Source organism: Nitriliruptor alkaliphilus DSM 45188 (assembly GCF_000969705.1).
GTDB classification, from domain to species: Bacteria; Actinomycetota; Nitriliruptoria; order Nitriliruptorales; family Nitriliruptoraceae; genus Nitriliruptor; species Nitriliruptor alkaliphilus.
This window is the reverse complement of the sequence record NZ_KQ033901.1, coordinates 5133203-5153992: the sequence shown is the minus strand read 5'-3', so window position 1 is coordinate 5153992 and position 20790 is coordinate 5133203. Positions and strand designations below refer to the sequence as shown.

At 72.0% G+C, this 20790-nt stretch carries 23 protein-coding genes, 1 tRNA gene and 1 riboswitch; of the genes, 10 read left to right on the top strand and 14 right to left on the bottom strand.

Annotated features, from left to right (window positions below):
* The 4 genes from NITAL_RS28720 to NITAL_RS24010 form a co-directional block, all read right to left on the bottom strand.
* Positions 1-1007, bottom strand: a 1007-nt coding sequence (locus NITAL_RS28720; RefSeq protein WP_245617762.1) for a methyl-accepting chemotaxis protein, incomplete at its 3' end; no start/stop codon positions are given.
* Between the two features lie 218 nt (positions 1008-1225).
* Positions 1226-1660: a chemotaxis protein CheW gene (locus NITAL_RS24020; protein WP_052668790.1), complete on the bottom strand. Its 435-nt coding sequence runs from the start codon at positions 1658-1660 to the stop codon at positions 1226-1228.
* A gap of 1 nt (position 1661) precedes the next feature.
* Positions 1662-3986, bottom strand: coding sequence for a chemotaxis protein CheW (locus NITAL_RS24015; protein ID WP_157042062.1), 2325 nt, complete (start codon positions 3984-3986; stop codon positions 1662-1664).
* A 96-nt stretch (positions 3987-4082) separates the two neighbouring features.
* Complete coding sequence (locus NITAL_RS24010; RefSeq protein ID WP_211262655.1) at positions 4083-4709, bottom strand: TetR/AcrR family transcriptional regulator; 627 nt, start codon at positions 4707-4709, stop codon at positions 4083-4085.
* A 145-nt stretch (positions 4710-4854) separates the two neighbouring features.
* Here NITAL_RS24010 and NITAL_RS24005 point away from each other — a divergent pair, with 145 nt between their 5' ends.
* Positions 4855-5679, top strand: a complete 825-nt coding sequence (locus tag NITAL_RS24005) for an SDR family NAD(P)-dependent oxidoreductase (RefSeq protein ID WP_052668787.1) — start codon at positions 4855-4857, stop codon at positions 5677-5679.
* Positions 5680-5683: 4 nt separating this feature from the next.
* On the opposite strand, the gene NITAL_RS24000 is transcribed toward NITAL_RS24005, so the two are convergent.
* Positions 5684-6490, bottom strand: a complete 807-nt coding sequence (locus NITAL_RS24000) for an FkbM family methyltransferase (RefSeq protein ID WP_052668786.1) — start codon at positions 6488-6490, stop codon at positions 5684-5686.
* Positions 6491-6556: 66 nt separating this feature from the next.
* Positions 6557-7234, bottom strand: coding sequence for an SDR family oxidoreductase (locus NITAL_RS23995; RefSeq protein WP_052668785.1), 678 nt, complete (start codon positions 7232-7234; stop codon positions 6557-6559).
* A 31-nt stretch (positions 7235-7265) separates the two neighbouring features.
* On the opposite strand from NITAL_RS23995, the gene NITAL_RS28290 reads away from it, so the two are divergent.
* On the top strand, positions 7266-7433 hold the full coding sequence (locus NITAL_RS28290) for a hypothetical protein (RefSeq protein ID WP_169786944.1): 168 nt from the start codon (positions 7266-7268) through the stop codon (positions 7431-7433).
* 13 nt (positions 7434-7446) lie between these two features.
* Positions 7447-7520, top strand: a tRNA-Arg gene (locus NITAL_RS23990).
* Positions 7521-7537: 17 nt separating this feature from the next.
* Here the strand turns inward: NITAL_RS23990 and NITAL_RS28715 are convergent.
* Positions 7538-7777 (bottom strand): hypothetical protein, encoded by a 240-nt coding sequence (locus NITAL_RS28715; protein ID WP_211262654.1) that lies wholly within the window; start codon positions 7775-7777, stop codon positions 7538-7540.
* A 516-nt stretch (positions 7778-8293) separates the two neighbouring features.
* Positions 8294-8378, top strand: a riboswitch (cyclic di-GMP riboswitch).
* 37 nt (positions 8379-8415) lie between these two features.
* Between NITAL_RS28715 and NITAL_RS23980 the strand changes: the two genes are divergently transcribed.
* A complete protein-coding gene (locus NITAL_RS23980; protein WP_052668783.1) occupies positions 8416-8697 on the top strand; it encodes a hypothetical protein in 282 nt (93 codons plus the stop codon).
* A gap of 719 nt (positions 8698-9416) precedes the next feature.
* Here the strand turns inward: NITAL_RS23980 and NITAL_RS23970 are convergent.
* Entirely contained in the window at positions 9417-9941 is a 525-nt protein-coding gene (locus tag NITAL_RS23970) for a MarR family winged helix-turn-helix transcriptional regulator (RefSeq protein ID WP_052668781.1), read from the bottom strand.
* A gap of 89 nt (positions 9942-10030) precedes the next feature.
* Between NITAL_RS23970 and NITAL_RS23965 the strand changes: the two genes are divergently transcribed.
* The gene (locus NITAL_RS23965; RefSeq protein WP_211262653.1) at positions 10031-10960 is read left to right on the top strand and encodes an EamA family transporter; all 930 of its coding nucleotides are present in this window, start codon (positions 10031-10033) and stop codon (positions 10958-10960) included.
* A gap of 39 nt (positions 10961-10999) precedes the next feature.
* Here NITAL_RS23965 and NITAL_RS23960 read toward each other — a convergent pair whose 3' ends face one another.
* From NITAL_RS23960 to NITAL_RS23940, 5 genes are all read right to left on the bottom strand, one after another.
* Positions 11000-11416, bottom strand: coding sequence for a hypothetical protein (locus tag NITAL_RS23960; protein ID WP_052668780.1), 417 nt, complete (start codon positions 11414-11416; stop codon positions 11000-11002).
* A gap of 56 nt (positions 11417-11472) precedes the next feature.
* A complete protein-coding gene (locus NITAL_RS23955) occupies positions 11473-12066 on the bottom strand; it encodes a TetR/AcrR family transcriptional regulator (RefSeq protein ID WP_052668779.1) in 594 nt (197 codons plus the stop codon).
* A 28-nt stretch (positions 12067-12094) separates the two neighbouring features.
* Positions 12095-12982: a fructose bisphosphate aldolase gene (locus tag NITAL_RS23950; protein ID WP_211262652.1), complete on the bottom strand. Its 888-nt coding sequence runs from the start codon at positions 12980-12982 to the stop codon at positions 12095-12097.
* Positions 12983-13085: 103 nt separating this feature from the next.
* A complete protein-coding gene (locus NITAL_RS23945; RefSeq protein ID WP_052668778.1) occupies positions 13086-13766 on the bottom strand; it encodes a response regulator in 681 nt (226 codons plus the stop codon).
* Complete coding sequence (locus NITAL_RS23940) at positions 13763-15370, bottom strand: ATP-binding protein (protein ID WP_052668777.1); 1608 nt, start codon at positions 15368-15370, stop codon at positions 13763-13765. Before NITAL_RS23940 ends, NITAL_RS23945 begins: the two co-directional genes overlap by 4 nt.
* A 244-nt stretch (positions 15371-15614) precedes the next feature.
* On the opposite strand from NITAL_RS23940, the gene NITAL_RS23935 reads away from it, so the two are divergent.
* From NITAL_RS23935 to NITAL_RS23920, 4 genes are all read left to right on the top strand, one after another.
* Positions 15615-16625: a tripartite tricarboxylate transporter substrate binding protein gene (locus NITAL_RS23935; protein ID WP_052670042.1), complete on the top strand. Its 1011-nt coding sequence runs from the start codon at positions 15615-15617 to the stop codon at positions 16623-16625.
* Between the two features lie 69 nt (positions 16626-16694).
* A complete protein-coding gene (locus NITAL_RS23930; protein ID WP_052668776.1) occupies positions 16695-17198 on the top strand; it encodes a tripartite tricarboxylate transporter TctB family protein in 504 nt (167 codons plus the stop codon).
* Between the two features lie 9 nt (positions 17199-17207).
* On the top strand, positions 17208-18740 hold the full coding sequence (locus NITAL_RS23925; RefSeq protein WP_052668775.1) for a tripartite tricarboxylate transporter permease: 1533 nt from the start codon (positions 17208-17210) through the stop codon (positions 18738-18740).
* Positions 18737-19231, top strand: coding sequence for an AbrB family transcriptional regulator (locus NITAL_RS23920; protein ID WP_052668774.1), 495 nt, complete (start codon positions 18737-18739; stop codon positions 19229-19231). The genes NITAL_RS23925 and NITAL_RS23920 overlap by 4 nt, the downstream gene beginning before the upstream one ends.
* 32 nt (positions 19232-19263) lie before the next feature.
* Here the strand turns inward: NITAL_RS23920 and soxR are convergent, their stop codons facing one another.
* A complete protein-coding gene (gene soxR / locus NITAL_RS23915; protein ID WP_052668773.1) occupies positions 19264-19704 on the bottom strand; it encodes a redox-sensitive transcriptional activator SoxR in 441 nt (146 codons plus the stop codon).
* A 175-nt stretch (positions 19705-19879) separates the two neighbouring features.
* Here soxR and NITAL_RS23910 point away from each other — a divergent pair, with 175 nt between their 5' ends.
* Positions 19880-20782 (top strand): SCO6745 family protein, encoded by a 903-nt coding sequence (locus NITAL_RS23910; protein ID WP_211262650.1) that lies wholly within the window; start codon positions 19880-19882, stop codon positions 20780-20782.
* Positions 20783-20790 lie beyond the last annotated feature (8 nt).

The window sequence follows — 20790 nt, the reverse complement described above, 5'->3', positions numbered from 1 at the left end:
GTGGCGTTGAGCGCCAACAGGTTGGTCTGCTCCGCGATCGACGTGATCACCTCGATCACCTTCCCGATCTGCGCCGAGCTCTCACCCAGCTTCGCCACGTTCTCGTTGGTCACCTCCACGGAGCGGACCGCCTCGGCGGCGACCTTCGAGGCATCGGAGGACGAGGTCGCGATCTCACGCACCGACGCCGACATCTCCTCCACCGCCGTCGCCACCGTCTGCACGTTGTGACTGACCTGCTCACCAGCCGCCGCGACCACGTTGGCCTGCGTCGCGGTCTCCTCCGCCGCAGCCCCCACCTGCGACGCCACCGCAGCCAGATCCTCCGACGAGGTGTTCAGCTGGTCCGCGCTCTGCGAGACCCTGCGCGAGATCGACCCGGCCAGCAGCCAGGAGCCGACGGCGATCAGCACGGACAGGAGCCCCGCCGCGGTCAGCGACAGCGTGCGCCGGCGGTTGGCATCGCTCAGCGCGGAGAGGTACCGCTCCTCTGCATCGTGCTCGATGATGTCGACCAGGTCGTGGGCGGAGCCGGCAGCCACACCCCACGCATCGACGGCCGCAACGTCGGCGGCACGCGCCGCGTCGAGGTCACCTGCGGCGAGCAACGCGTGCGCGTCCGCCCACGTGGCCTGGGCGAGCGAGAACGTCCTGACGAGGTCGTCGTAGGCCACGCGCTCGGCATCGTCCAACGGCTCACTGCCGAGCTCGTCGAGCGCGGCGAGCGTCGTCACCTCCACCTCACCGAACGCCTCGAGGGCGGCGGTCCTGATGGCGAGGTCGTCGCTGTAGATGGAGCGCGAGAACTCGCCATCGAGATCCCCGAGGAGGACCGCGATCGCCAGCGACTGCTCCACGAAAGCCAGACTGCTGTCGTGCATGTCGACGAGGTCCGCCTTGACCGACGCCAACCCCTGCAGCAGGTAGAGCGAGAGCAGGACGAAGGCCACCAGGACGCTGGCGAAGCCGCCGAGCAGCGTGTTACGGAGGGAGAAGCGGGCCAGCATGGGTGGCCTCCTGTGCGTAGCGGATCACACGGTCGCCCCCACGGCCGCTCGAGCTCGATCGAGCCCTCGTCAGGGGTGGTCGGCTCGCCACCCGGTGGCGAAAGGGAGCGTGCGGCGATGGCGTTCTGCCGCGCTGCGGTCTCCGCTCCACGCGCGCGAACGACACGTGGCCGCCACCCGGAGGTGACGGCCACGTGGTGCGGCGGTGTCGGTCGGGTTCAGCTCGCCTGGGGGAGGCGGACCACCTGATCGACGTCGAGGATCAGCAGCAGCCGGTCCTCGAGCTTGTAGGCGCCGGTCAACAGCTCACGGGCCACACCATCCAGCGTGTCCGGCGGCGTCTCGAAGGCCGCGTCGTCGACGTGCACGACGTCGCCGATCTCGTCGACGAGCAGGCTGAGCGCTCCGTCGCCGGTGCGCACGACCACGTTCATGCCAGGGGTCTCATCGGGACGTGTGGGCAGCTCCAGCCGGCGTCGCAGGTCGATGGCGGTGACGATCTGACCCCGCAGGTTGATGAGGCCTTCGACGACGCGGTTGGCGCGCGGGACGGCGGTCAGCGCCTGCGGGCGGATCACCTCCTGGACCCGCTGCACCTCGATGCCGAAGGTCAGGTCCGCGAGGCGGAAGGTGCAGAACTCGGTGGCGGCCACGTCAGGCTCCCTGGTAGGCGGCGGACCGGTCGACGGTCGCACCGATGACGGCGTGGGTGTCGATGACATCGGTGACACGGCCCTGGATCACGGCCGAGCCGAGGATCCCGTGGCTGGTGCTGCCGTCGCCGAGGTCGATCCGTTCCTCGACGATGTCGAGGATGCTGCTGACCACCAGGCCGACGTCGCGACCCGCGACGTGCTGGACGACCACGTTGATCGGCTGCGGCTCGCCATCGCCGGCCCATCCGCCGAACCCGAGCGTCTGCGCCAGGCGTACCAGCGGCAGGATCTCGCCGCGGTACTGGACGACCTCCTGGCTGCCGGCCCACTCGATGGTGTCGGCTTCGAACTCCTCGAGGCGCGCCACGTCGGCGAGGGTGATGGCGGCACGCCGTTCGTCGGCGCCGTCGCTGTCGCGGAGCCCGACGAGCAGCAGCGTGCTGCGGTCGTCGCCGGTCGTGTCGGCCTGCTCGGCGTCGTCGTGCCCGGCCGAACGATCGCGGGCTCCGGTCACGACACGCGCCCGTTGCGCGATGCCGAGGACGTCGAGGATGAGCGAGACGCGGCCGTCACCCATGATGGTCGCGCCGGCGAAGATCGTCGTGTCCTTCAGGTGCGAGCCGAGCGGCTTGACGACGATCTCCTGGGTGTCGTTGATCTCGTCGACCACGAGGCCGAACTGCTGGCCGTCGGCCTGCAGGACCACGATGTTGATGACGTCGCGCCCGCCTTCGTCGTCGTCGGCGGCTGGCTGGCCGAGCTCGTCACGCAGCCCCACGATGGGCAGCAGACGACCGCGCAGCCGGTGGACCGGCGTGCCGTGGATCAGCTCGATGCCGGCCCGAGCCTGCTCCCCCTCGAGCCGGACGAGCTCGAGCAGGCTCAGCTGCGGGATCGCGTACCGCTCCCCGCGGCTGGTCACCACGAGGGCCGGGATGATCGCGAGGGTCAGCGGGATCTTGACCTTGAAGGTGGTACCGACGCCGACCTCGGTCTGGACGTCGACGGCGCCGCCGATGCGTTCGATGTTGGTGCGGACCACGTCCATCCCGACACCGCGACCCGAGACGTTGGTGACCTCCTTGGCCGTCGACAGACCAGCCTCGAAGATCAGCTGCAGCGCCTCGTGGTCGCCCATCTCGGCGGCCTGCGTGGCGGTGATCACACCCTTGTCGAGCGCCTTGGCCTTGATGCGGGCGACGTCGATGCCGGCGCCATCGTCGGCGATCTCGATGTTGACCTGCCCGCCCTCGTGGAAGGCTCGCAGGACGAGACGTCCGGTCGCCGACTTGCCGGCGGCGGTCCGGGCCTCGGCGGTCTCGATGCCGTGGTCGACGGCGTTGCGCACGAGGTGGGTGAGCGGGTCCTTGATGGCCTCGATGATGGTCTTGTCGAGCTCGGTCTCCTGACCCTCCATCACGAGGTCGACCTGCTTGCCGATCGAGAGCGACAGGTCGCGCACGACGCGCGGGAGCTTGCCCCACACGTTGCCGATGGGCTGCATGCGCGTCTTCATCACGCCTTCCTGCAGCTCGGTGGTGATCAGGTTGAGCCGCTGGGATGCGTTGGCGAACCCGCTGTCCTGCTCCTGGGTGACCAGCTGCACGATCTGGTTGCGGGCCAGGACGAGCTCACCGACCAGGTTCATCAGCTCGTCGAGCAGCCCGACGTCGACACGGATCGAGCTGTCGCTCAGGCTCCGGGCGGCCGCCTGGTTGGCCAGGGCGCTGTCGACCTCCGCCGGTGGAACCTCGCCTTGCCCGACCAGGATCTCCCCGATGGGCCGCTCGTCCCCGAGCTCCTGCTGGTGCAGGGCGAGGTGGACCTGGCTGTCGTCGGCGGCGCCGGCCCCGACGAGCAGTTCCCCGAGCCGAGCGTCCCCGGCAGCGACCGGCTCATCGGTGGGGGCGGCGGTCTCGTCGGTGGGTGCGACCGCTTCACCGGCGTGCAGCCGCTCGAGGGTGGCGACCAGGTCGCCGTGCTCGGAGGGGCCCTCCTCGCCGGTGGCCTCGATGTCGGCCAACATCGCGCGGACCGCATCCCCGGTGGCGAGCAGCGCACTCGCGATCTCGCCGGTGACCACGAGGTCACCCTCACGCAGGCGACCGAGCAGGTTCTCGGCGACGTGCGCGACCGACTGGAGGCGTTCGAACCCGAAGAACCCGCACGTGCCCTTGATGGTGTGGACCGTACGGAAGATGGAGCTGAGCACCTCCACGTCGGTGGGATCGCGCTCCAGCGCGAGGAGGTCCTCGTCGTACCGATCGAGGTTCTCGTAGCTCTCGACCAGGAACTCGCCGACGATCTCGTCGAGCTCGGACATGGCAGCCTCCAGGTAGCCGCCACCAGCGGGCGGAACGCTCGACATCGCGACGAACCATCACGACCTGAGCCACCGGTCGGCGCGCAGCCCCCGAGGTCAAGCGGTCCCGAGCAACCGTGCCACGTCGCCCTCGTCGAGGAGCGCCCCGAGCTGGAGCAACAACGCCCCCACGATCAGGTCGACGATCTCGTCGCGGCCGACCCCACCGTCGACCAACCAGGTCACCACGATCTCCTCGGACGCGGCGACCCACCCGCGCACCACCAGCCGCAGCGCCGGCGGGACGGGCTCGACGTCGACCCCGTCGAGGACGCGCTCGACCAGCACGCCGCGGGTCCGTTCGCTGACGGCCCGCAGGGCAGGTTCCCCGCTCGCGGCGCCCCGCACCAGCGACAGGTAGGCCTCACGACGGGCCGCGACGTGGTCGAGGAAGCGTTCGACACCGCCGCGGAGCTGCTCGGTGACGGTCGCATCAGGGTCCGTCTCGGTGGCCTCCAGCAGCAGCTGGGCGGCGTGCTCGGCGACGGCCACCTGGAAGTCGCGCTTGGTGGGGAAGTAGTGGAACAGCAGCCCGCGCGAGATGCCCGCCTCGGCAGCCACGTCATCGACCGACACCTCCTCGAACGACGAGGCGGCGACCAGGTCGTGGCCGAGGGTCACCAGCTGCTCGCGGCGCGCCTCGCGGCTGAGCCTCGCGCCCGTCGCTGCCACAGCATCCTCCATCGCCCCACGCTCGTACCACGGTCGTACCAGGGTCGCACGACGGTCGCGCCACGGTCGTACCACCGTCCTTGTTGACCGTTGCTCAACGCTACCGGTACGGTGGCCGTCGAGCAACGCTCGATGATGACGGACCAGGAGCCCGAACGTGCGCAGCTTCTCCGGACGGACCGCCGTGGTGACGGGAGCCGGCTCCGGCATCGGTCGGGCGCTCGCGCACGAGCTCGCCCGCCGGGGCGCGAAGGTCGCCGCCTCCGACGTCGACGTGGCCGGCCTCGAGGCGACGGTGACCGCGATCACCGAACTCGGCGGAACGGCTCGTGGCTGGTCGCTGAACGTCACCGAGGCGCACGCCGTCGAGGCGCACGCCGCCGAGGTGGTCGCGACCTTCGGGTCCGCCGACCTCGTCATCAACAACGCCGGCGTGGCCCTCGCGGCGCGAGCGGTCGAACAGACCACCAAGGAGGTCACGAAGGTCGTCGACGTCGACCTGCTCGGTGTCGTGCACGGCACCCAGGCGTTCCTGCCGTACCTGCTGGCTTCCGGGGACGGCCACCTGGTGAACATCTCGAGCCTGTTCGGGCTGGTCGCGATGCCCTACAACAGCGCGTACAACGCGGCCAAGTTCGGCGTCCGGGGCTACACCGAGTCGATCGCCATCGAGCTGGCGGCGGCCCGGGCTCCGGTGGGTGTGACCTGCGTGCACCCCGGGGGCGTCGCGACCGCCATCGCGCAGAACGCCGAACGACCGGCGCACAACGACGGCCTGGCCACCGCCTTCGAGCAGGCGCTGCGGATGCCACCACACCGCGCGGCGACGATCATCCTGCGCGGCGTCCAGCGCGGTCGCCGGCGACAGCTGGTCGGCGCCGACGCGTGGGCCCTGCACGTCGGCCAGACGCTGCTGGGGGCCCGGTGGATGGACGTGATGGGTGTGCTCGGCCGTCAGGTCGTCCCCCGCCACGCGGCCTGAACGGTCACGCGGCCACGTCCTGCGGGACCTCCACCTGCCGCACCACGAGCGGTGGCTGGCGCTCGGAGGGGACCAGGACGTAGTCGTCCTCGTCGCCGACCACCCCTCCGTCGAGGGCGTCGAGCGCGCCCCGCCGGTACCGGAAGACGTCGTAACCGTGCTCGGTCACCGCGTCGAGGACGTCCTGCGCGGTCGCCTCGTACCGCGCCTGGTGCAGATCGTCAGCCTCCACGAGGACCAGCGGCCGGTGCCGCTCCAAGGTCCGGTGCGCGCCGGCGAGGGCGGCGAGCTCCGCGCCCTCGACGTCGATCTTCACCACGTCGACACGGCCCAGGCCCTCCTCGGCGACGATGTCGTCGAGACGACGCGTGCGGACCGACAGCTCGCGGTGCGGCAGCCTCGAGAAGGCCGCGGTGCGGTCGAGGTCGATCGTGGTGCCGGGCAGGTGGGCCCGTGTCGGCACCATCGGGATGCGCAGCGGTAGCTCACCCTCCGCCTCGGCCAGTGCGATGGGCAGCAGGCGGGTGCGGTCGGCGACGCCGGCCAGCCGGGCGAGCCGGCCGACCGCCCGCAGGGATCGGGGCCGCGGCTCGATGCCGAGGACGCGACCGGTCGGGCCGACAGCCTTGGCCATCACCAGCAGGTGCGCACCCCCGGCCGCGCCGACGTCGATGCAGGTCATGCCGGGCTCGATCACCTGCGCGAGCAGGAACAGCTCCTTCTCGAGGAACGGGACGCGGTCGACGGCGCGCTCCAGCCGACTCGGACGTCCGTCGTCGGTCGCAGCATCCGGGCGAGCGGTGCCTGTCACGTGGGTCCCTTCCCTGTCGGGTGGGCGCCCATGGACGCAACCCGGTGTCGCCTCGTGCGCGCGAAACTACGGTGCTGTGGGCGTCAGCGCGGCCACCGCCACGGCCAGTGGGTCGGTGCCCGAAAGGACCTCGAAGGTCGCACCGACGGCCGCTGGCTCGGTCAGGCAGGCGGCCAGGACGGCCGCCACATCGGCGCGTGGGATCGTCCGCTCGCCGCGGTCGGCCTCGGGGATGCGCGGCTGGCCGATCCGGATCTCACCGGTCCCTGGCTCGTCGGTGAGCCGCCCGGGACGGACCACGGACCAGCTGATCGGTGCGGCACGCAGGATCCGGTCGGCAGCGTGCTTGGCGGCGAGGTAGGGCGCCATCGCCTCGCTCGAGCTCCAGGGGTCGTCAGCGGCCATGGAGGACAGCATCACGTAGCGGGCGACACCAGCTTCCACCGCGGCGTCGATCGTGCGCACCGCCCCGTGGAGGTCGACGACCAGCGTCTGGTCCTTCCCGGTGGCGCTCCCGCTGCCGGCGCAGAAGGCGACCACGTCGACACCTCGGGTCGCGTCGGTGAGTGCCGTGAGGTCCGGGTCCGTGAGGTCGCCGGGTACCACCTCGACGCCCGCCTCGGCGAGCGGGGCGCCCTTCTCCGGGTCGCGCACGAGGGCACGGACCGCGTGGCCGTCGGCGAGGAGGTGGTCGACGAGGAGGCGGCCGGTGCCGCCGGTGGCGCCGAGGACGAGGACGAGCACGGGGCAGCTCCGGTGATCGACGGTGGCGGGGATGGTGGACCCGAGGTTGGTCGCCGGCGAGGACCGCCGCTCGCTCGCGGCGGCCCCGCGGCCACCGTCCGACGCCGCCACGGCGCTCGGAGCGGCCGAGGTCGCCATCGCGGCGAACCGCCGTCGTCGGCGCCTCGCTGACACGCTGGCCGTGCCGTCGCGCAGCTAGCCTCGTGGCCCGCGCGCCCGTAGCTCAGCTGGACAGAGCATCGGACTTCTAATCCGACGGTCGCAGGTTCGAACCCTGCCGGGCGCACCCCACGGAACCGCAGGTCAGCGGCGGTTCCGTCGTTTCGTCGCCCCTCCCGATGGTGCGGTCGGCCCGGCATCTTCTGGCCTTCTTCTGCCGAGGTCCGGGCGTCGCGACTGCACCTGCTCGACCGGCCCGCGCAGCATCGACCCGAATGCCGACGCCGCCGCCTCGTTCATCCGCGGCAGCACGTGCGAGTAGGCGTCGAGCGTGATCGCGATGTTCACGTGTCCGAGCCGCTCGCTCACGACCTTCGCCGGCACCCCGGCGAGGAGACTGGTCACGAGCGGTGTTCGGAACGTGTCGAGTGCCTGCTCGGACCGTGTAGCGGTGCTGCTATCTGGCGGCTGTGTCATGGCGTGCGTGGGCGAGGTCGCGCGTCGTCCGGCGCGGCCGTCGATACCGAGCTTGCCGATCGCGGACCGTGGACCGGCCGGCCGCCGCGCGGTGCGCTGACGAGGTCGGCCGGGTTCCGTGCCGGCAGCCCGGAGCGGACCGCGTCGCGCCGCGATCGCCGGCGTCCGCTCCGCTGGCTCAGGCGGCTGGCCCGGACCGACCTCCCGCTGTGCTCCAGGATCCTCAGACGGTCTTCCCCGCTGCACGACGAGCCCGTCCTCGCCAGCGCCCGCGCAGCACGCCGACCGGCGTGACGATCGAGACGTTGACCGATGCGCCGCACCCCGGGCGCTCGTCGCACAGGACCGGACGGCGAGCACGGGCAACCTTGACCCCTTCGCGCCGAGGGGCGCATGGTCTTCGAGTAGGGGAAAGCCCTGCACCGAGTGGTGTGAGGCAGAGAACCGTCGGACGCCATCTGGCCGCCTGTCCGTCGGGGAGCCAATGGCGGAACCGGCACACCTTTCCGAGCGGACGCGCGGGGCGCGTCCGGAAAGGTCACACCATGCGCAGGATCACGACCGTGCTCGCCATGACGCTGTTGGTGATGAGCATGCTGGCGGGTCCGGCTCTCGCTCAGCCACTGCCCGAGAACTGTGAACGCGTGCAAGGCACCGTGACGTGCACAACCGAAGAGGGCCCCGGCGAGAACCAGGCCGGAGTGGGGTGCACCACGGAGACCGAGACGAAGGGGAACACGACCAACACGAGCCCCACACCTCAGAACCTCGAGACGACGGAAGAGCAGAACCCGGAGGGCGCCCAGGGCGACCCCATCACCTGCTGAGCTGATCGCTACGACGACGGGGCGCGGTCCAGCCTGGCGTCGGACCGGCGCCCCGTCCCACGCCCCTTCGCGATCGGGGCGGTGCGAGACACCGGAGCGCATGATCGGCTGCTCGTCGTGGCCTCGACCTCGGTTGGTCCGCGGAACGCCTCGTCGCCTATCGTTCCGTTCGGAGGTCGGCCGAGGGGCAGGTGTGGGGCCGTCACCGCCGCGGACGCGCACGCCACGGGTGGGGATCGTCGGGACGGGGTTCTCCGGCGTCGAGGTGGTCCGGGCCGTGTGGTCGGACGCGACCGCCACCTGGGACCTCCACCTCGACGACGGGCAGGTGCTCGAGGTCGCCGTCGTCATGACCGGGACCGGACAGCTGAACCGCCCGGAGGGACGCTGGCCCGCACGCGCTGCGCGGGCTCCTGCCCGGCCTCGTGCCGATCAGCGAGGAACCGATCGCGTGGCGCGCCGACCCGGCCAACGCCGTACCGGACGCCCGGTGGGTCAACCAGGCGCCGGACCCGACCCATCCGACGGTCGCAGGTTCGAACCTGCCGGGCGCACCCCGCCGAGCCGCTCAACCCGGCGAGCGCCCTGCCGATAGGTGGGGTACCCGGCGGCGAGGTGATGGACGTGCCCGACCTGAAGACGATCGAGCGGTGGCTGACGGCCGCCCTCCACTTCGACGAGCTCGACGACGCGGTGCAGCTCTTCTCGCCCTGCTGAGCTCAGCGCGACGCCGACGGCCCACCCGGTTCGTCGGGCACGTCACCGAGGCCGACCAGCAGACGGCGGAGCAGGTCGGCGAGCTGCCCCCGCTCGCTCGCATCCAGGGGAGCCAGCAGGCGCTGTTCGTTGACCACGTGGTCCTCGACGGCGGCGTCGACCAGCTCGCGCCCCTGCTCGGTCAGCGTGATCAGGACGCTGCGCCGGTTGTTCGGATCGGTCTCACGTGACACCAGGCCCTTGGCGACCAGGCGGTCGACCCGGTTGGTGATCGCGCCCGACGTGACCATCGTCGACCCGACGAGCCCCCCGGGCGTGAGGCGGTAGGGCGCACCGGCCCGCCGGAGCGTCGCCAGGATGTCGAACTCCCCCCGCTGGAGGCCGTGCTCGGCGAAGACCTCGTCGAGGCCCTCGCCGAGCAGCCGCGCCGCCCGCGAGATCCGACCCACGACGTCCATCGGCGAGGGGTCGATGTCGGGCCGTTCGGTCCGCCACTGCGCGACGATCCGGTCGACGGCATCTCCCACGGCGTGATCCTTCAACGTCGAACTGTTCGACATCAGCCTACCGAGGGGTTATCTTCAACGTTGAACAGTTCAACGTTGAGGATACTGACGTGACACGCGCCGCCCCCACCCTCCACGCTCCCGCTCCCGCCCCGCCCGTGCCCCCCGCCCCGGGGGCGGTCCCGGCGAAGCTCCTCGGGCTCACCCTGCTGACCGCCCTCGCGCCCGTGGCGTGGGGGACCACCTACCTCGTCACCACCGAGCTCCTCCCACCGGGGCGTCCGCTGCTGGCCGGCACGCTGCGGGCGCTGCCCGCCGGCCTCGCCCTCCTGGCCCTCACCCGGACCCTGCCACGGGGTGACTGGTGGTGGCGTGCCGCCGTCCTCGGCACGCTCAACATCGGTGGCTTCTTCGCGCTGCTCTTCCTCGCCGCCTACCGGCTGCCCGGCGGGGTCGCGGCCACCCTCGGCGCCCTCGGACCCCTGATCGTCGCCGGGCTGGCCTTCGTCATCCTCCAGGAACGACCGACCCGCTGGCGCCTCGGCTGGGGTGTCGCCGGCGGGCTCGGCGTCGCCACCATGGTCCTGCGCGGCGAGGTGCACCTCGACGCCGTGGGGCTGGGCGCGGGGCTGGCCGGCACCGCGGTCATGGCAGCCGGCGTGGTGCTCACCAAGCGGTGGGTCCGCCCCGTGGGGCTGCTGCCCTTCACCGGCTGGCAGCTGACCGCGGGCGGGCTGTTTCTGCTCCCGCTCTCCCTGCTCGTCGAAGGCGCCCCGCCGGCGATGGACGGCAGCGCCGTGCTCGGGTACGGGTGGCTCGCCATCGTCGGGACCCTCGTGGCCTACGTCCTCTGGTTCCAGGGCCTCGACCGGCTCCCCGTCGCGCCCCTGTCGTTCCTGCCCCTCCTCTCCCCCGCCGTCGCGACCGGTCTCGGCTGGCTGGTGCTCGGCCAGGCGCTCACCGTCGCCCAGACCCTCGGCTTCGCGCTCGCACTGACCGCCATCGCCGCCGCCCAGCTCGACCCGACCAGGAGGCGCTGACGTACGGACCAGGTGCGTCCGGCGTGGACTGGATCCACCTCAGCCCACGGCCCTCACCGTCGCCCCGTCCCGGTCGGCCGGCCGCCACGCGCGCCGCGCGTCCACGAGCACGTAGACGACCACCAGCGCGATCGTCAGCAGCCCGTCCGCGACGGCGACCTCAGCGGCATCGGCGGCCTCGGGTCGGGCGAGGGCGAAGAGGGTCAGGGCCAGCTTGTGGGCGATCGCGAGCTCGAGCACGCCGGGGTACCCGGTCGGCCGCCACGCGAGCAGGGCGAACAGGCCCGCGAAGACGGCCAGGCCGAACCCGCGCCACGCCGCCACCATGCTGACCTCGAGGCTCGCACCGGACAGGTCGGCGATCGCCGTCACGGCGCCACCGGCGGCGGCTACGGCGGCCATGGCCAGGAGGATGCGACCGGCGGTCGTCCGCCGGTCCGCAGCGGGGTTCGCCATCAGCGTGCTCCGGTTTCCGATACTGAGGTATCGTAACCCACCCGGGCCGAGCGGTGTCACCCTGCCAGCGCCCCACGCAGGACCGTGTCGACGAGGGTCGCTGCGTAGGCCTCCCCCAGGGGTTCCCCGGTGACCAGCACGTGGTAGTAGAGGGCGCCGGCCAGCTGATCGACGATCGTGGTGACCGGGACGTCGGCCCGCAGCTGTCCGCGTTCGACGCCCGCCTCGACGATGCCACCGATCTGGCGGCGCCGGTCGGCCCACAGCTCCCGGACCGGCGCGGCGAGGTCCGGATCCTCGGCGACCGCGGCGGCGAGCTGCGCGGCCAGCTGGCGCACCAGGGGCGGATCGAGGGCGGCCGCGAGGCGGGTGGTGAACGTGACGAGATCGGCGCGGACGTCACCGGTCGACGGGGTGCCGATCTCGTGCTGCCCGCGAGCGAGGATCGCGACGAGCAGGTGCGCCCGCGTCGGCCACCGGCGGTACAGGGTGGTCTTGGCCACCCCCACTTGCTCGGCGAGCGCATCCATGCGCAGGGCGGGGAGTCCGCCGGCGACCAGCTGCTCGGCCGCGACCTCGAGGACGGCCTCGTCGATGCCCGGGTCGCGCGGCCGGCCCGGAGCCCCCCTCCCGCGCGCGCCGTCGGTCACGGGGTCACACCCGCACGCGGCGTGCCGCTCACGCGGTGGACGCCTCGTAGATGCTGCGCACCGCGAGGTCGAGTGCGGCATCGAACTCGTCGTCGCTCTGGTCGGCTGCCAGCTCGCCGATCAGCGCACGCGAGAACGAGGCGATCAACCCCGGGTTGCGAGCCAGCCGCTGGTTGGCCTCATCACGGCTGTAGCCACCCGAGAGCGCGACCACCCGGAGGACCCGGGGGTGATCGATCAGTGGGGTGTAGAAGCCGTCCACCGTCGGGATCGTGAGCTTGAGCATCACCTGGCGGTCGTCCGGCAGCTGGTCGAGGTGGGCGGTGATGCGCTCGCGGAGCAGCTCCTCGGCGTCGGCCTTGTCCGGCGCGTGGATGTCGACCTCCGGCTCGAGGATCGGGACGAGCCCGGCATCGAGGATGCGACGCCCGACCTCGAACTGCTGGTCGACGATCCGCTCGATCCCACCGGCGTCGGCACGCCCCACCACCGAGCGCATCTTGGTGCCGAACACCTCGTGCCCCACCGCGCGGTCGAGGAGGTCGTCGAGCTTCGTCAGCGGCTTCATCAGCTGGACCCCGTCGGCTTCGTCGGCCAGGCCCTGGTCGACCTTCACGAACGGGACGATGCCCTTGGTACGCCACAGGTAGGTCGCGGACGGCACCCCCTCGATCTCGCGCGCCATGGTCCCCTCGAAGAGGATCGCGCCGAGGACCCGGTCACCGGTGAACGTCGGCGACGTCACGATCCGGCTGCGCATTTGGTGGACGAGGTCGAACATCTCGTCGTCGTTGGTGTACGCGTCACGTGGCACGCCGTACTGCTCGAGCGCCTTCGGTGTCGACCCCCCGCTCTGGTCGAGGGCGGCGATGAACCCGTCGCCGTTCGCCACCTGGTCGTACATCTCGCTGTCCACGGGACCTCCGTTCGCGCGTCGATCGTCGTCCGCCGGTGTGTACCCGGTCACGACCTCCGCACGCCAGCCGGTCGCAGGGCTCTCCGGTCACCAGGCGCCGAGGTCACGTACCGCTGGAGACCAACCGGAACCGGTGCTCGGGGCGCCCGGTGCTGCCGTAGCGGAGCCGGCGCTCGACCTGGCCAGCCTCCACCAGGTACTCCAGGTACCGGCGGGCGGTCGCGCGGCTCACCCCGCAACTGGCCGCGACCTCGGCAGCCGAGGCCGCTCGGTCCAGCGCCCTCAGACCCTCGACGACCACCTCCAGCGTCGGGCCGGCCACGCCCTTCGGTGGCGCGCTCGGTGCCGGGCGGAGGGCCCCGTAGAGGCGGTCGACGGCGGCCTGGTCCGCTGACTGCCCCGGGTCGAGCTGGGCGCGCCACGCCCGGTACTGCTCGAGCTTCTCGCGGAACGTCGGGAAGGTGAACGGCTTGACGAGGTAGTGGAGCGCCCCGCGCTGGATCGCCGTCCGCACCGTGTCCACGTCACGAGCGGCCGTGACGAACAGCAGGTCCGGCTGCGGTTCGGGGAAGGTCCGGATGACCTTGGCGACGTCGAGCCCCGACCGGTCGGGAAGGTAGACGTCCAGGAGGACCAGGTCCGGACGCAGCGACCGCGTCTGCTCGATCGCATCCGCAGCGCTCAGCGCCCGACCGACGGCTCCGAAGCCCTCGACCCGGTCGACGTAGCCGACGTGCAGGTCGGCGACCCGGAAGTCGTCGTCGACGACCAGCGTGCGGATCACGGCGACACCACGTCGCGGGCGGACGGCTGGAGCCCGGCGATCGGGATGCGCACGGTGAACACCGCGCCGTCATCGCCACGGACGTCGATCTGCCCACCGAGCCGCGTCACGACCTGGCTCACCAGCGCCAGCCCGAGGCCGCGGTCCTCGCCGAGCGGCGCCTTGGTCGAGTACCCGCGCCGGAAGACCTTCTCGGTCGCCGTGGTGTCGATCCCAGGACCCCGGTCGGCGACACGGATCCAGAGCCGCTCCCCCTCCACCTCGAAGCTGACCTCCACCGTCCGGGCGTGCGCCCCGGGGTCCGCGGCAGCGTCGATCGCGTTGTCGATCAGGTTGCCGACGACGGTCAGCAGCGGCTTCGGGTCACCGAACTCGTGGTCGACCCAGCTGTCCTCGCTCACGGTCAGCACCACGTCGCGTTCGGCGGCGACGGTGGCCTTCGTCAGCAGCAGTGCGACCAGCATGGGGTCGTGCAAGCGGTCCGTCAGCGAGTCGGAGAGCTGCTGGTGGTCGACCGCGGTCTCGGTGATCATCGCCAGCGCCTCGTCGTGACGACCGAGCTCGATCAGGCCCGCCAACGTGTGCAGGTGGTTGTCGAACTCGTGTGCCTGTGCCCGGAGCGCGTCGGCGACGTCACGGAGGCTGTCGAGCTCGCGTGACAGGGTCTCGAGCTGGGTCCGGTCGCGGACGGTGACCACCGTGCCGACCCGCTCGTCACGGAGGGCGACCGGCATGCGGCTGGCGACGAGCACGCGGCCACCCTCGATGACCGCGACGTCGTCGGCACGGTCGGTCCCCGCCAGCAGCTCACGGAGCGGACCGCTCGGCAGGACCTCCGCGGGCGGGGCGTGGCTCGGGTCGCCGGTGAAGGGGAACAGCCGCCGCGCCTCGTCGTTGGCGACCACGATGCGCCCGTCGCGGTCGAGCCCGACCACGCCCTCGCGGATGCCGTGCAGCATCGCCTGGCGCTGCTCGAGCAGGCCCGCGATCTCGTGGGGTTCCAGCCCGAAGGTGAGCCGCTTGAACCGGCGTCCGAGCAGCAGGGAGCCGACGACACCCAGCGCCATCGCCGGCAGCAGGAACAGCAGCGCCGCGGGGACCACGTTGCCGAGGAAGTCGTCCATCACGTGCTCCATGAGCACACCGACCGACACCATCCCGACGATCTCGTCGTCCTGGACGATGGGGACCTTGCCGCGGACGGAACGGCCGAGCGTCCCGGTGTCCACCTCGATGACCCGCTCGCCGTCGAGGGCGGCCCCGGGATCGGTGGAGACGCGCTCGCCGAGCCGCGACGGGTCCGGGTGCGAGTAGCGCCGCCCCTCGCGGTCCGTGATGACCACGAACGACATCGCGGCCGCCTCCCGAACGGCCTCGCCGAGCGGCTGGAGGGTGCCGCCCGGATCGCCGTCGGCGAGGGCCTCGGCCACGGTCGGCAGCGCGGCGACCGAGTCGGCGATGGCGAGCGCGCGCTCGCCGTACTGCTCCTGCAGCGCCGCGCGACTCAAGGAGGTCCACGCGGCGGTGCCCACGAGCAGCGCGAGCACCACGACACCGAACTGCAGCAGCAACGTCTGCGTCGACAACCGCAGGTGACGACCCATGGTGCTCTCCCTGCCGGTGCGCCTCTCCCACGCCTCGACGCCGCAACGCTACCCACACCGGCCCGGGTCGGGTCTGCACACAACGAGCAGAACGCCGCTTACGGAGCCAACGACCGCAGCCTCCGCTTCTGTCGACCTCGGGCCAGCGGTCCCGTTGGGTGGCGACGCGGTCGGGGAGCGGCCGCGCAACGTCGACAGGGAGACAGACGTGATCACCCCCTCGCGCCGCCGTACGGCCGTGCCCATGGCCGCGATCGCCACGCTCGTGCTCGGGCTCACCGCCTGTGCCGGGAACGACACCACACCCGCAGGAGCCGGCACCGCAGCGGGCGCCGAGGGCGACGCCGACGCGTGGGCACCGAGTCAGCCCGTGCAGTACATCGCTCCCGCCGGATCGGGCGGAGGCTGGGACACGCTGGCCCGCACGACGGGACGCGTCCTCGAACAGTCCGACCTGGTCGACGTGCCCTTCCCCGTGCAGAACGTCGAGGGCGGCGGCGGCGCCGTCGGCTGGGCCAACGTCGCCGGCAAGGCGGGGGACGACCACACCCTGTTCGTGACGAGCCCGCCGATCATCCTGGTACCGCTGGCTGGCGAGTCGAACCACGACCACAGCGACTTCACCCCGATCGCCCGGCTGATCACCGACTACTCGATCCTGCTGGTGCCCGCCGACTCGCCCATCGAGACCGTCACCGACCTGTTCGACGCAGCGGCCGCCGAGGGAGACAGCTTCGCGATCGCCGGTGGGTCGGCGCCGGGGAGCATGGACCACATCGCGCTGGCCGGCGCGGCCGCGGCAGCCGGCCACGACGCGACCGCGATCAACTACGTGCCCTTCTCCGGCGGCGGTGAAGCCATGACCGCTGCGCTCGGTGGCCACGTCGACGCGGTCGTCACCGGCGCCGGCGAGGCGCTCGGTCAGGTCGAGGCAGGGACCCTGCGTGCCCTGGCGACCTCCGCACCGGCGGGTGAATCGCCCATCGAGGGGGTCCCGACCCTGCAGGACGAGGGGATCGACCACACCTTCGACATCTGGCGCGGCGTCATGGGGCCGGCGGACATGTCGGCCGACGCCGTGGCGTTCTACGCCGCGATGTACGCCGACATGCTCGACCTCGACGAGTGGGCCGAGCAGCGCGAGTCCCTCGGGTGGGTCGACGCCTACCAGGACAGCGCCGAGTTCGGGGCCTTCCTCGACGAGCAGCGCGACGAGTTCGCCACGATCCTCGGCGACCTCGGGCTCCTCGGCTGACGTCCCGACCGCGGCGTCGGTCGGTGCGACGAGCGCCGGCCGACGCCCCCACCAGCGCTAGGAGCAGCCGTGGAGTCCTTCCGTGTCTCGGACCGCACCCTCGGCGCCGTCATCGGCGCCGCCACCATCGCCTACCTCGTGGCCGCCTGGCGTATCCCCGCGTTCTCGCTCGGCACCGTGCCGGTGCAGTCGCGGGCGTTCCCCCTCGGGCTCGGTGCCGTGCTGCTGGTCCTCTCGGTGCTCCTGGTCCTGCGACCAGGCACGCCGGCTGTCGAGGAGGACGACGACGCCCGACCCGATGACCACGCGATCCGGCACCGCACCACCGACAGCCGCGTCGAGGTGTTCGTGCTGCTGGCGGGGGCAGCGGCGTACATCGCCGCGTTGGTCCCACTCGGCTTCGTGCTCGCCACCGCCCTGTACGTCATCGCGACGGCCTGGTGGTTCTCCTACGAGCGCCCGGTCGTGGCCTTCGCCGTCGGCGCGGGGCTCGCGGTGGGCACCCAGCTCGCCTTCGCCCAGCTGCTCAGCGTCCGTCTACCGAGCGGGGTCCTCGCCCCGCTCGGGCTGTGAGGTGACCTGATGGATGCGCTGTCCAACCTCGGGTTCGGCCTGCAGGTCGTCGCCGATCCGTTCAACCTCACCCTGGTCGTGCTCGGGGTCCTGGCCGGCACCATCATCGGCATGCTGCCCGGCCTCGGCCCGATCACCGCCATCGCGCTGCTGATCCCCACGACCTTCGGGATGGACCCGTCCTCGGCACTGATCCTGCTGTCGGGCGTCTACTACGGCGCCGTGTTCGGCGGCTCGACCTCGTCGATCCTCCTCAACGCCCCGGGGATCGCGGGCACGGTCGCCACCAGCTTCGACGGCTACCCGATGGCCCGATCGGGTCGCGCCGGCAAAGCGCTGGCGATCGCCGCCATCGCCTCGTTCATCGGTGGGACGGTGGCCCTGGTCGGCCTGGCCCTGATCGCGCCGCTGCTCGCCGCGGTCGCCGTCTCGTTCGGACCCGCGGAGTACTTCGCCCTGATGGTCCTCGGGTTGACGGCCGTCACCTCGCTGTCCGACGGTGGGCTCGTGAAGGGCCTGATGGCCGCCACGTTCGGGGTCATGATCTCGATCGTCGGGATCGACCAGCAGACCGGGACCCTGCGCTACACCTTCGGCCGACCCGAGCTGTACGAGGGCGTCGACTTCCTGGTGGTCGTCCTCGGTGTGTTCGCGATGGCCGAGGTCCTACGCCTGGCGTTGAAGCGGACCGCCAGCCCACCGCAGGCCGTCGGGTCGCTCCGCGTGAGCCGCGCCGAGCTGCGCACCATCGCCCCCGCCACCGGTCGCGGGTCGGTCATCGGGTTCATCACCGGCGTGCTGCCCGGTGCCGGCGCGACCATCGGCTCGTTCATCGGGTACGGGTTCGAGAAGCGCATCGCCAAGGACGCCGACACGTTCGGCAAGGGCAACCCGAAGGGGTTGGCGGCGCCAGAGGCGGCCAACAACGCGGCCGCGGTCGGGTCGTTCGTGCCGCTGCTGACCCTCGGTGTCCCCGGGTCGGGCACCACGGCGGTGCTGCTCGGGGCGCTGCTCGTCCTCGGCATCCAGCCCGGTCCGATGATGTTCGTCGACCGGCCGGAGGTGTTCTGGGGCGTCATCGCCAGCATGTACGTCGGCAACATCGTGCTGCTGATCCTGAACCTGCCGCTGATCCCGTTGCTCGCCCGGATCCTGCGGACGCCACGCCCGCTCCTGCTGCCGCTGATCGTGGTGTTCTGCGTGCTCGGGGTCTACGCCGTCAGCTTCAGCACCTTCGACCTGTGGCTCCTGCTGCTGTTCGGCGTCGTCGGGTTCCTCATGCGAGCCAACGGCTTCCCGGCGGCGCCGCTGATCCTCGGGTTGATCCTCGGCAGCCTCATGGAGGTGTCGATGCGCCGTGCCCTGCAGATCGCCGGCGGCGACTGGAGCGTCTTCACGACCAAGCCCATCTCGGCCTCGCTGCTCGCGGTCGCGCTCTTCAGCCTCGTGGCACCGCCGCTCCTCGCGTGGCGTCGTGCTCGGGGGGTGTCGGGTGAGCCGGCACCCGAGCCGGTCACGGTCGACGACCGGGCCGCTCCGTGACCCTCCTGACCACCGTGGCCGCGGCGGTCGCCGGCGCGGCGCTGTTCGAGGCGGCACGGGTGCCTGCGGGGGCGCTCGTCGGCGCGATGGTGGCGGTCGCGGTGGTCAACCTTGCGGGCACGGCCACCAGCGAGTTGCCGAGTTGGGCGCGGTTCGCCGCCTTCGCCGCGATCGGGTGGGCCATCGGGCACGGCCTCGACCGCACGGCGGTCCGCGCGGTGCGGGACCACGTGGGGGTCATCGTGGCCACGGTGCTGGTCCTGCTCGTCGTCGGCGCGGTGATCGCGGTGGTCCTCGTCCGTCTCAGCCTCACCGACCCCGCGACCGCCTTCCTCGCCACCTCACCCGGCGGTCTGTCCCAGATGACGGCGCTGAGCGTCGCTGCCGGTGCCGATGCGACCCTGGTCACCACCCTGCACCTGGTCCGGGTGGTGGTCGTCGTCGCGGTCACCCCCTGGATCGTGCGGTTGTTGCCGGCCGGTGGCGGCTGAGGCCGCACCCCACCGAGCGGATCGGCCCGGTCCTAGTGCTCCTCGAGGACGTAGCGCGGACCGGAGCCCTCGGCCGCGACCTCGTCGCCCGGGTTGAGCAGGTGACACGACTTGAGCGACAGGCAGCCGCATCCGATGCAGCCGTCGAGACGGTCGCGGAGGCGCTCGAGCATGTGGATCTGGTCGTCGATCCGCGGGCGCCAGGCCTTGGCGAGCTTGGTCCAGTCCTTCTCGGTCGGGGTGCGCTTCTCGGGCAGGCTCGACAGCGCGTCGCGGATCTCGCTGAGCGTCAGACCGAGCTCCTGCGCCACGCGGATGAACGACACGCGCCGGATCGTCGCGCGGGCGTAGCGGCGCTGCCCGCCGTCGGTCCGGGTCGAGTGGATCAGCCCCTCCGCCTCGTAGAACCGGAGCGCCGAGGGTGCGATCCCGGTGCGTTCGCTGAGTGCGCCGATGGCGAGCTGGGACTGCACACGGATCCTCCGGGTCGTGCCGGCGCTCTCGCCGGGGCTGCCCACGGTACGCCAGGACGGGTCGGAGTTCGAGTTCCGTCGAGGTTGAGGTCGAGGTTCGAGCCAGCCACGGCTCCTGACGTGTCACTGGAGCTACGGTGGGCAGCCACGATCGATCCCGATGGAGGGAGCATCCGTGGGCGGTGCCAGCGAGGACGCCCGACGGACCGCGGCGGGTGACCGACCGACCCCGGCAGATGCTCGCGCCCTGTGGCGGGTGTGCGAGCCGGTGCACGCAGTGACCTACTTCGCCCCCGAGGTTCGCGACGCCCTCAAGGCGGTCGGGCTCCGAGGCTTCTGGATGGGCTACACCGCCGCGCGTCTGGCCCCGCTCGGCCCGATCGGACCCGAGGTCGGTACCGCGGTGCTGCACAACTTCGCACCGACGATGGTGGCGCGGTCGCTCCCCGACGCCTGGCGCTACGCCTCGCCCGAGGCGGTGCTGACCGCCCGCGCCGAGGCGCTCCCCCGCGCGCTGGCACCCTTCGTCGAGGATCTCGACGTAGGGACGATCGAGGCGGTGACCGCCTCGATCCGGCGAGCGACCGAGGCGGCGGGGGTCGAGGGTCGGGCGATGTTCGCAGCGCACGTCGCGCTCCCGTGGCCCGACGACCCGGTGCTCCGCCTGTGGCACGCGACCACGCTGCTGCGCGAGCACCGCGGCGACGGCCACGTGGCTGCGCTCACGGCTGCCGATCTCACCGGCTTGGAGGCACACGTCCTGGCGACCGCCGTCCGGGGCGGTGACCCTGCGGTGCTGCGCGACAACCGCGGTTGGAGCGAGGACGAGTGGGCGAGGTCGGTGAACGCCCTCGCCACACGGGGGCTGGTCGATCGCACCGGCGCCGCGACCGCGGTCGGCCAGGAGGAGCACGCGGCGGTCGAGGCGGTGACCGATCGGCTGGCCGCCAGACCGTTGGCCAGGCTCGACCGTGACGACGTCGCCACGCTCATCGCGACGCTGGCACCGGTCGCCCAGCGGATCGCGGCGACCGGGCTGGTCCCGTTCCCGAACCCGATGGGCCTACCCCGACCGTGAGCGGGCCG

Coding starts and splice junctions, on each gene's coding strand:
- NITAL_RS24015 (WP_157042062.1), bottom strand. CDS start 3,986: ATGTCCGAGCTCGACGAGATCGTCGGCGAGTTCCTGGTCGAGAGCTAC.
- NITAL_RS24010 (WP_211262655.1), bottom strand. CDS start 4,709: ATGGAGGATGCTGTGGCAGCGACGGGCGCGAGGCTCAGCCGCGAGGCG.
- NITAL_RS28290 (WP_169786944.1), top strand. CDS start 7,266: ATGGTGGACCCGAGGTTGGTCGCCGGCGAGGACCGCCGCTCGCTCGCG.
- NITAL_RS23980 (WP_052668783.1), top strand. CDS start 8,416: ATGCGCAGGATCACGACCGTGCTCGCCATGACGCTGTTGGTGATGAGC.
- NITAL_RS23960 (WP_052668780.1), bottom strand. CDS start 11,416: ATGGCGAACCCCGCTGCGGACCGGCGGACGACCGCCGGTCGCATCCTC.
- NITAL_RS23940 (WP_052668777.1), bottom strand. CDS start 15,370: ATGGGTCGTCACCTGCGGTTGTCGACGCAGACGTTGCTGCTGCAGTTC.
- NITAL_RS23935 (WP_052670042.1), top strand. CDS start 15,615: ATGGCCGCGATCGCCACGCTCGTGCTCGGGCTCACCGCCTGTGCCGGG.
- NITAL_RS23925 (WP_052668775.1), top strand. CDS start 17,208: ATGGATGCGCTGTCCAACCTCGGGTTCGGCCTGCAGGTCGTCGCCGAT.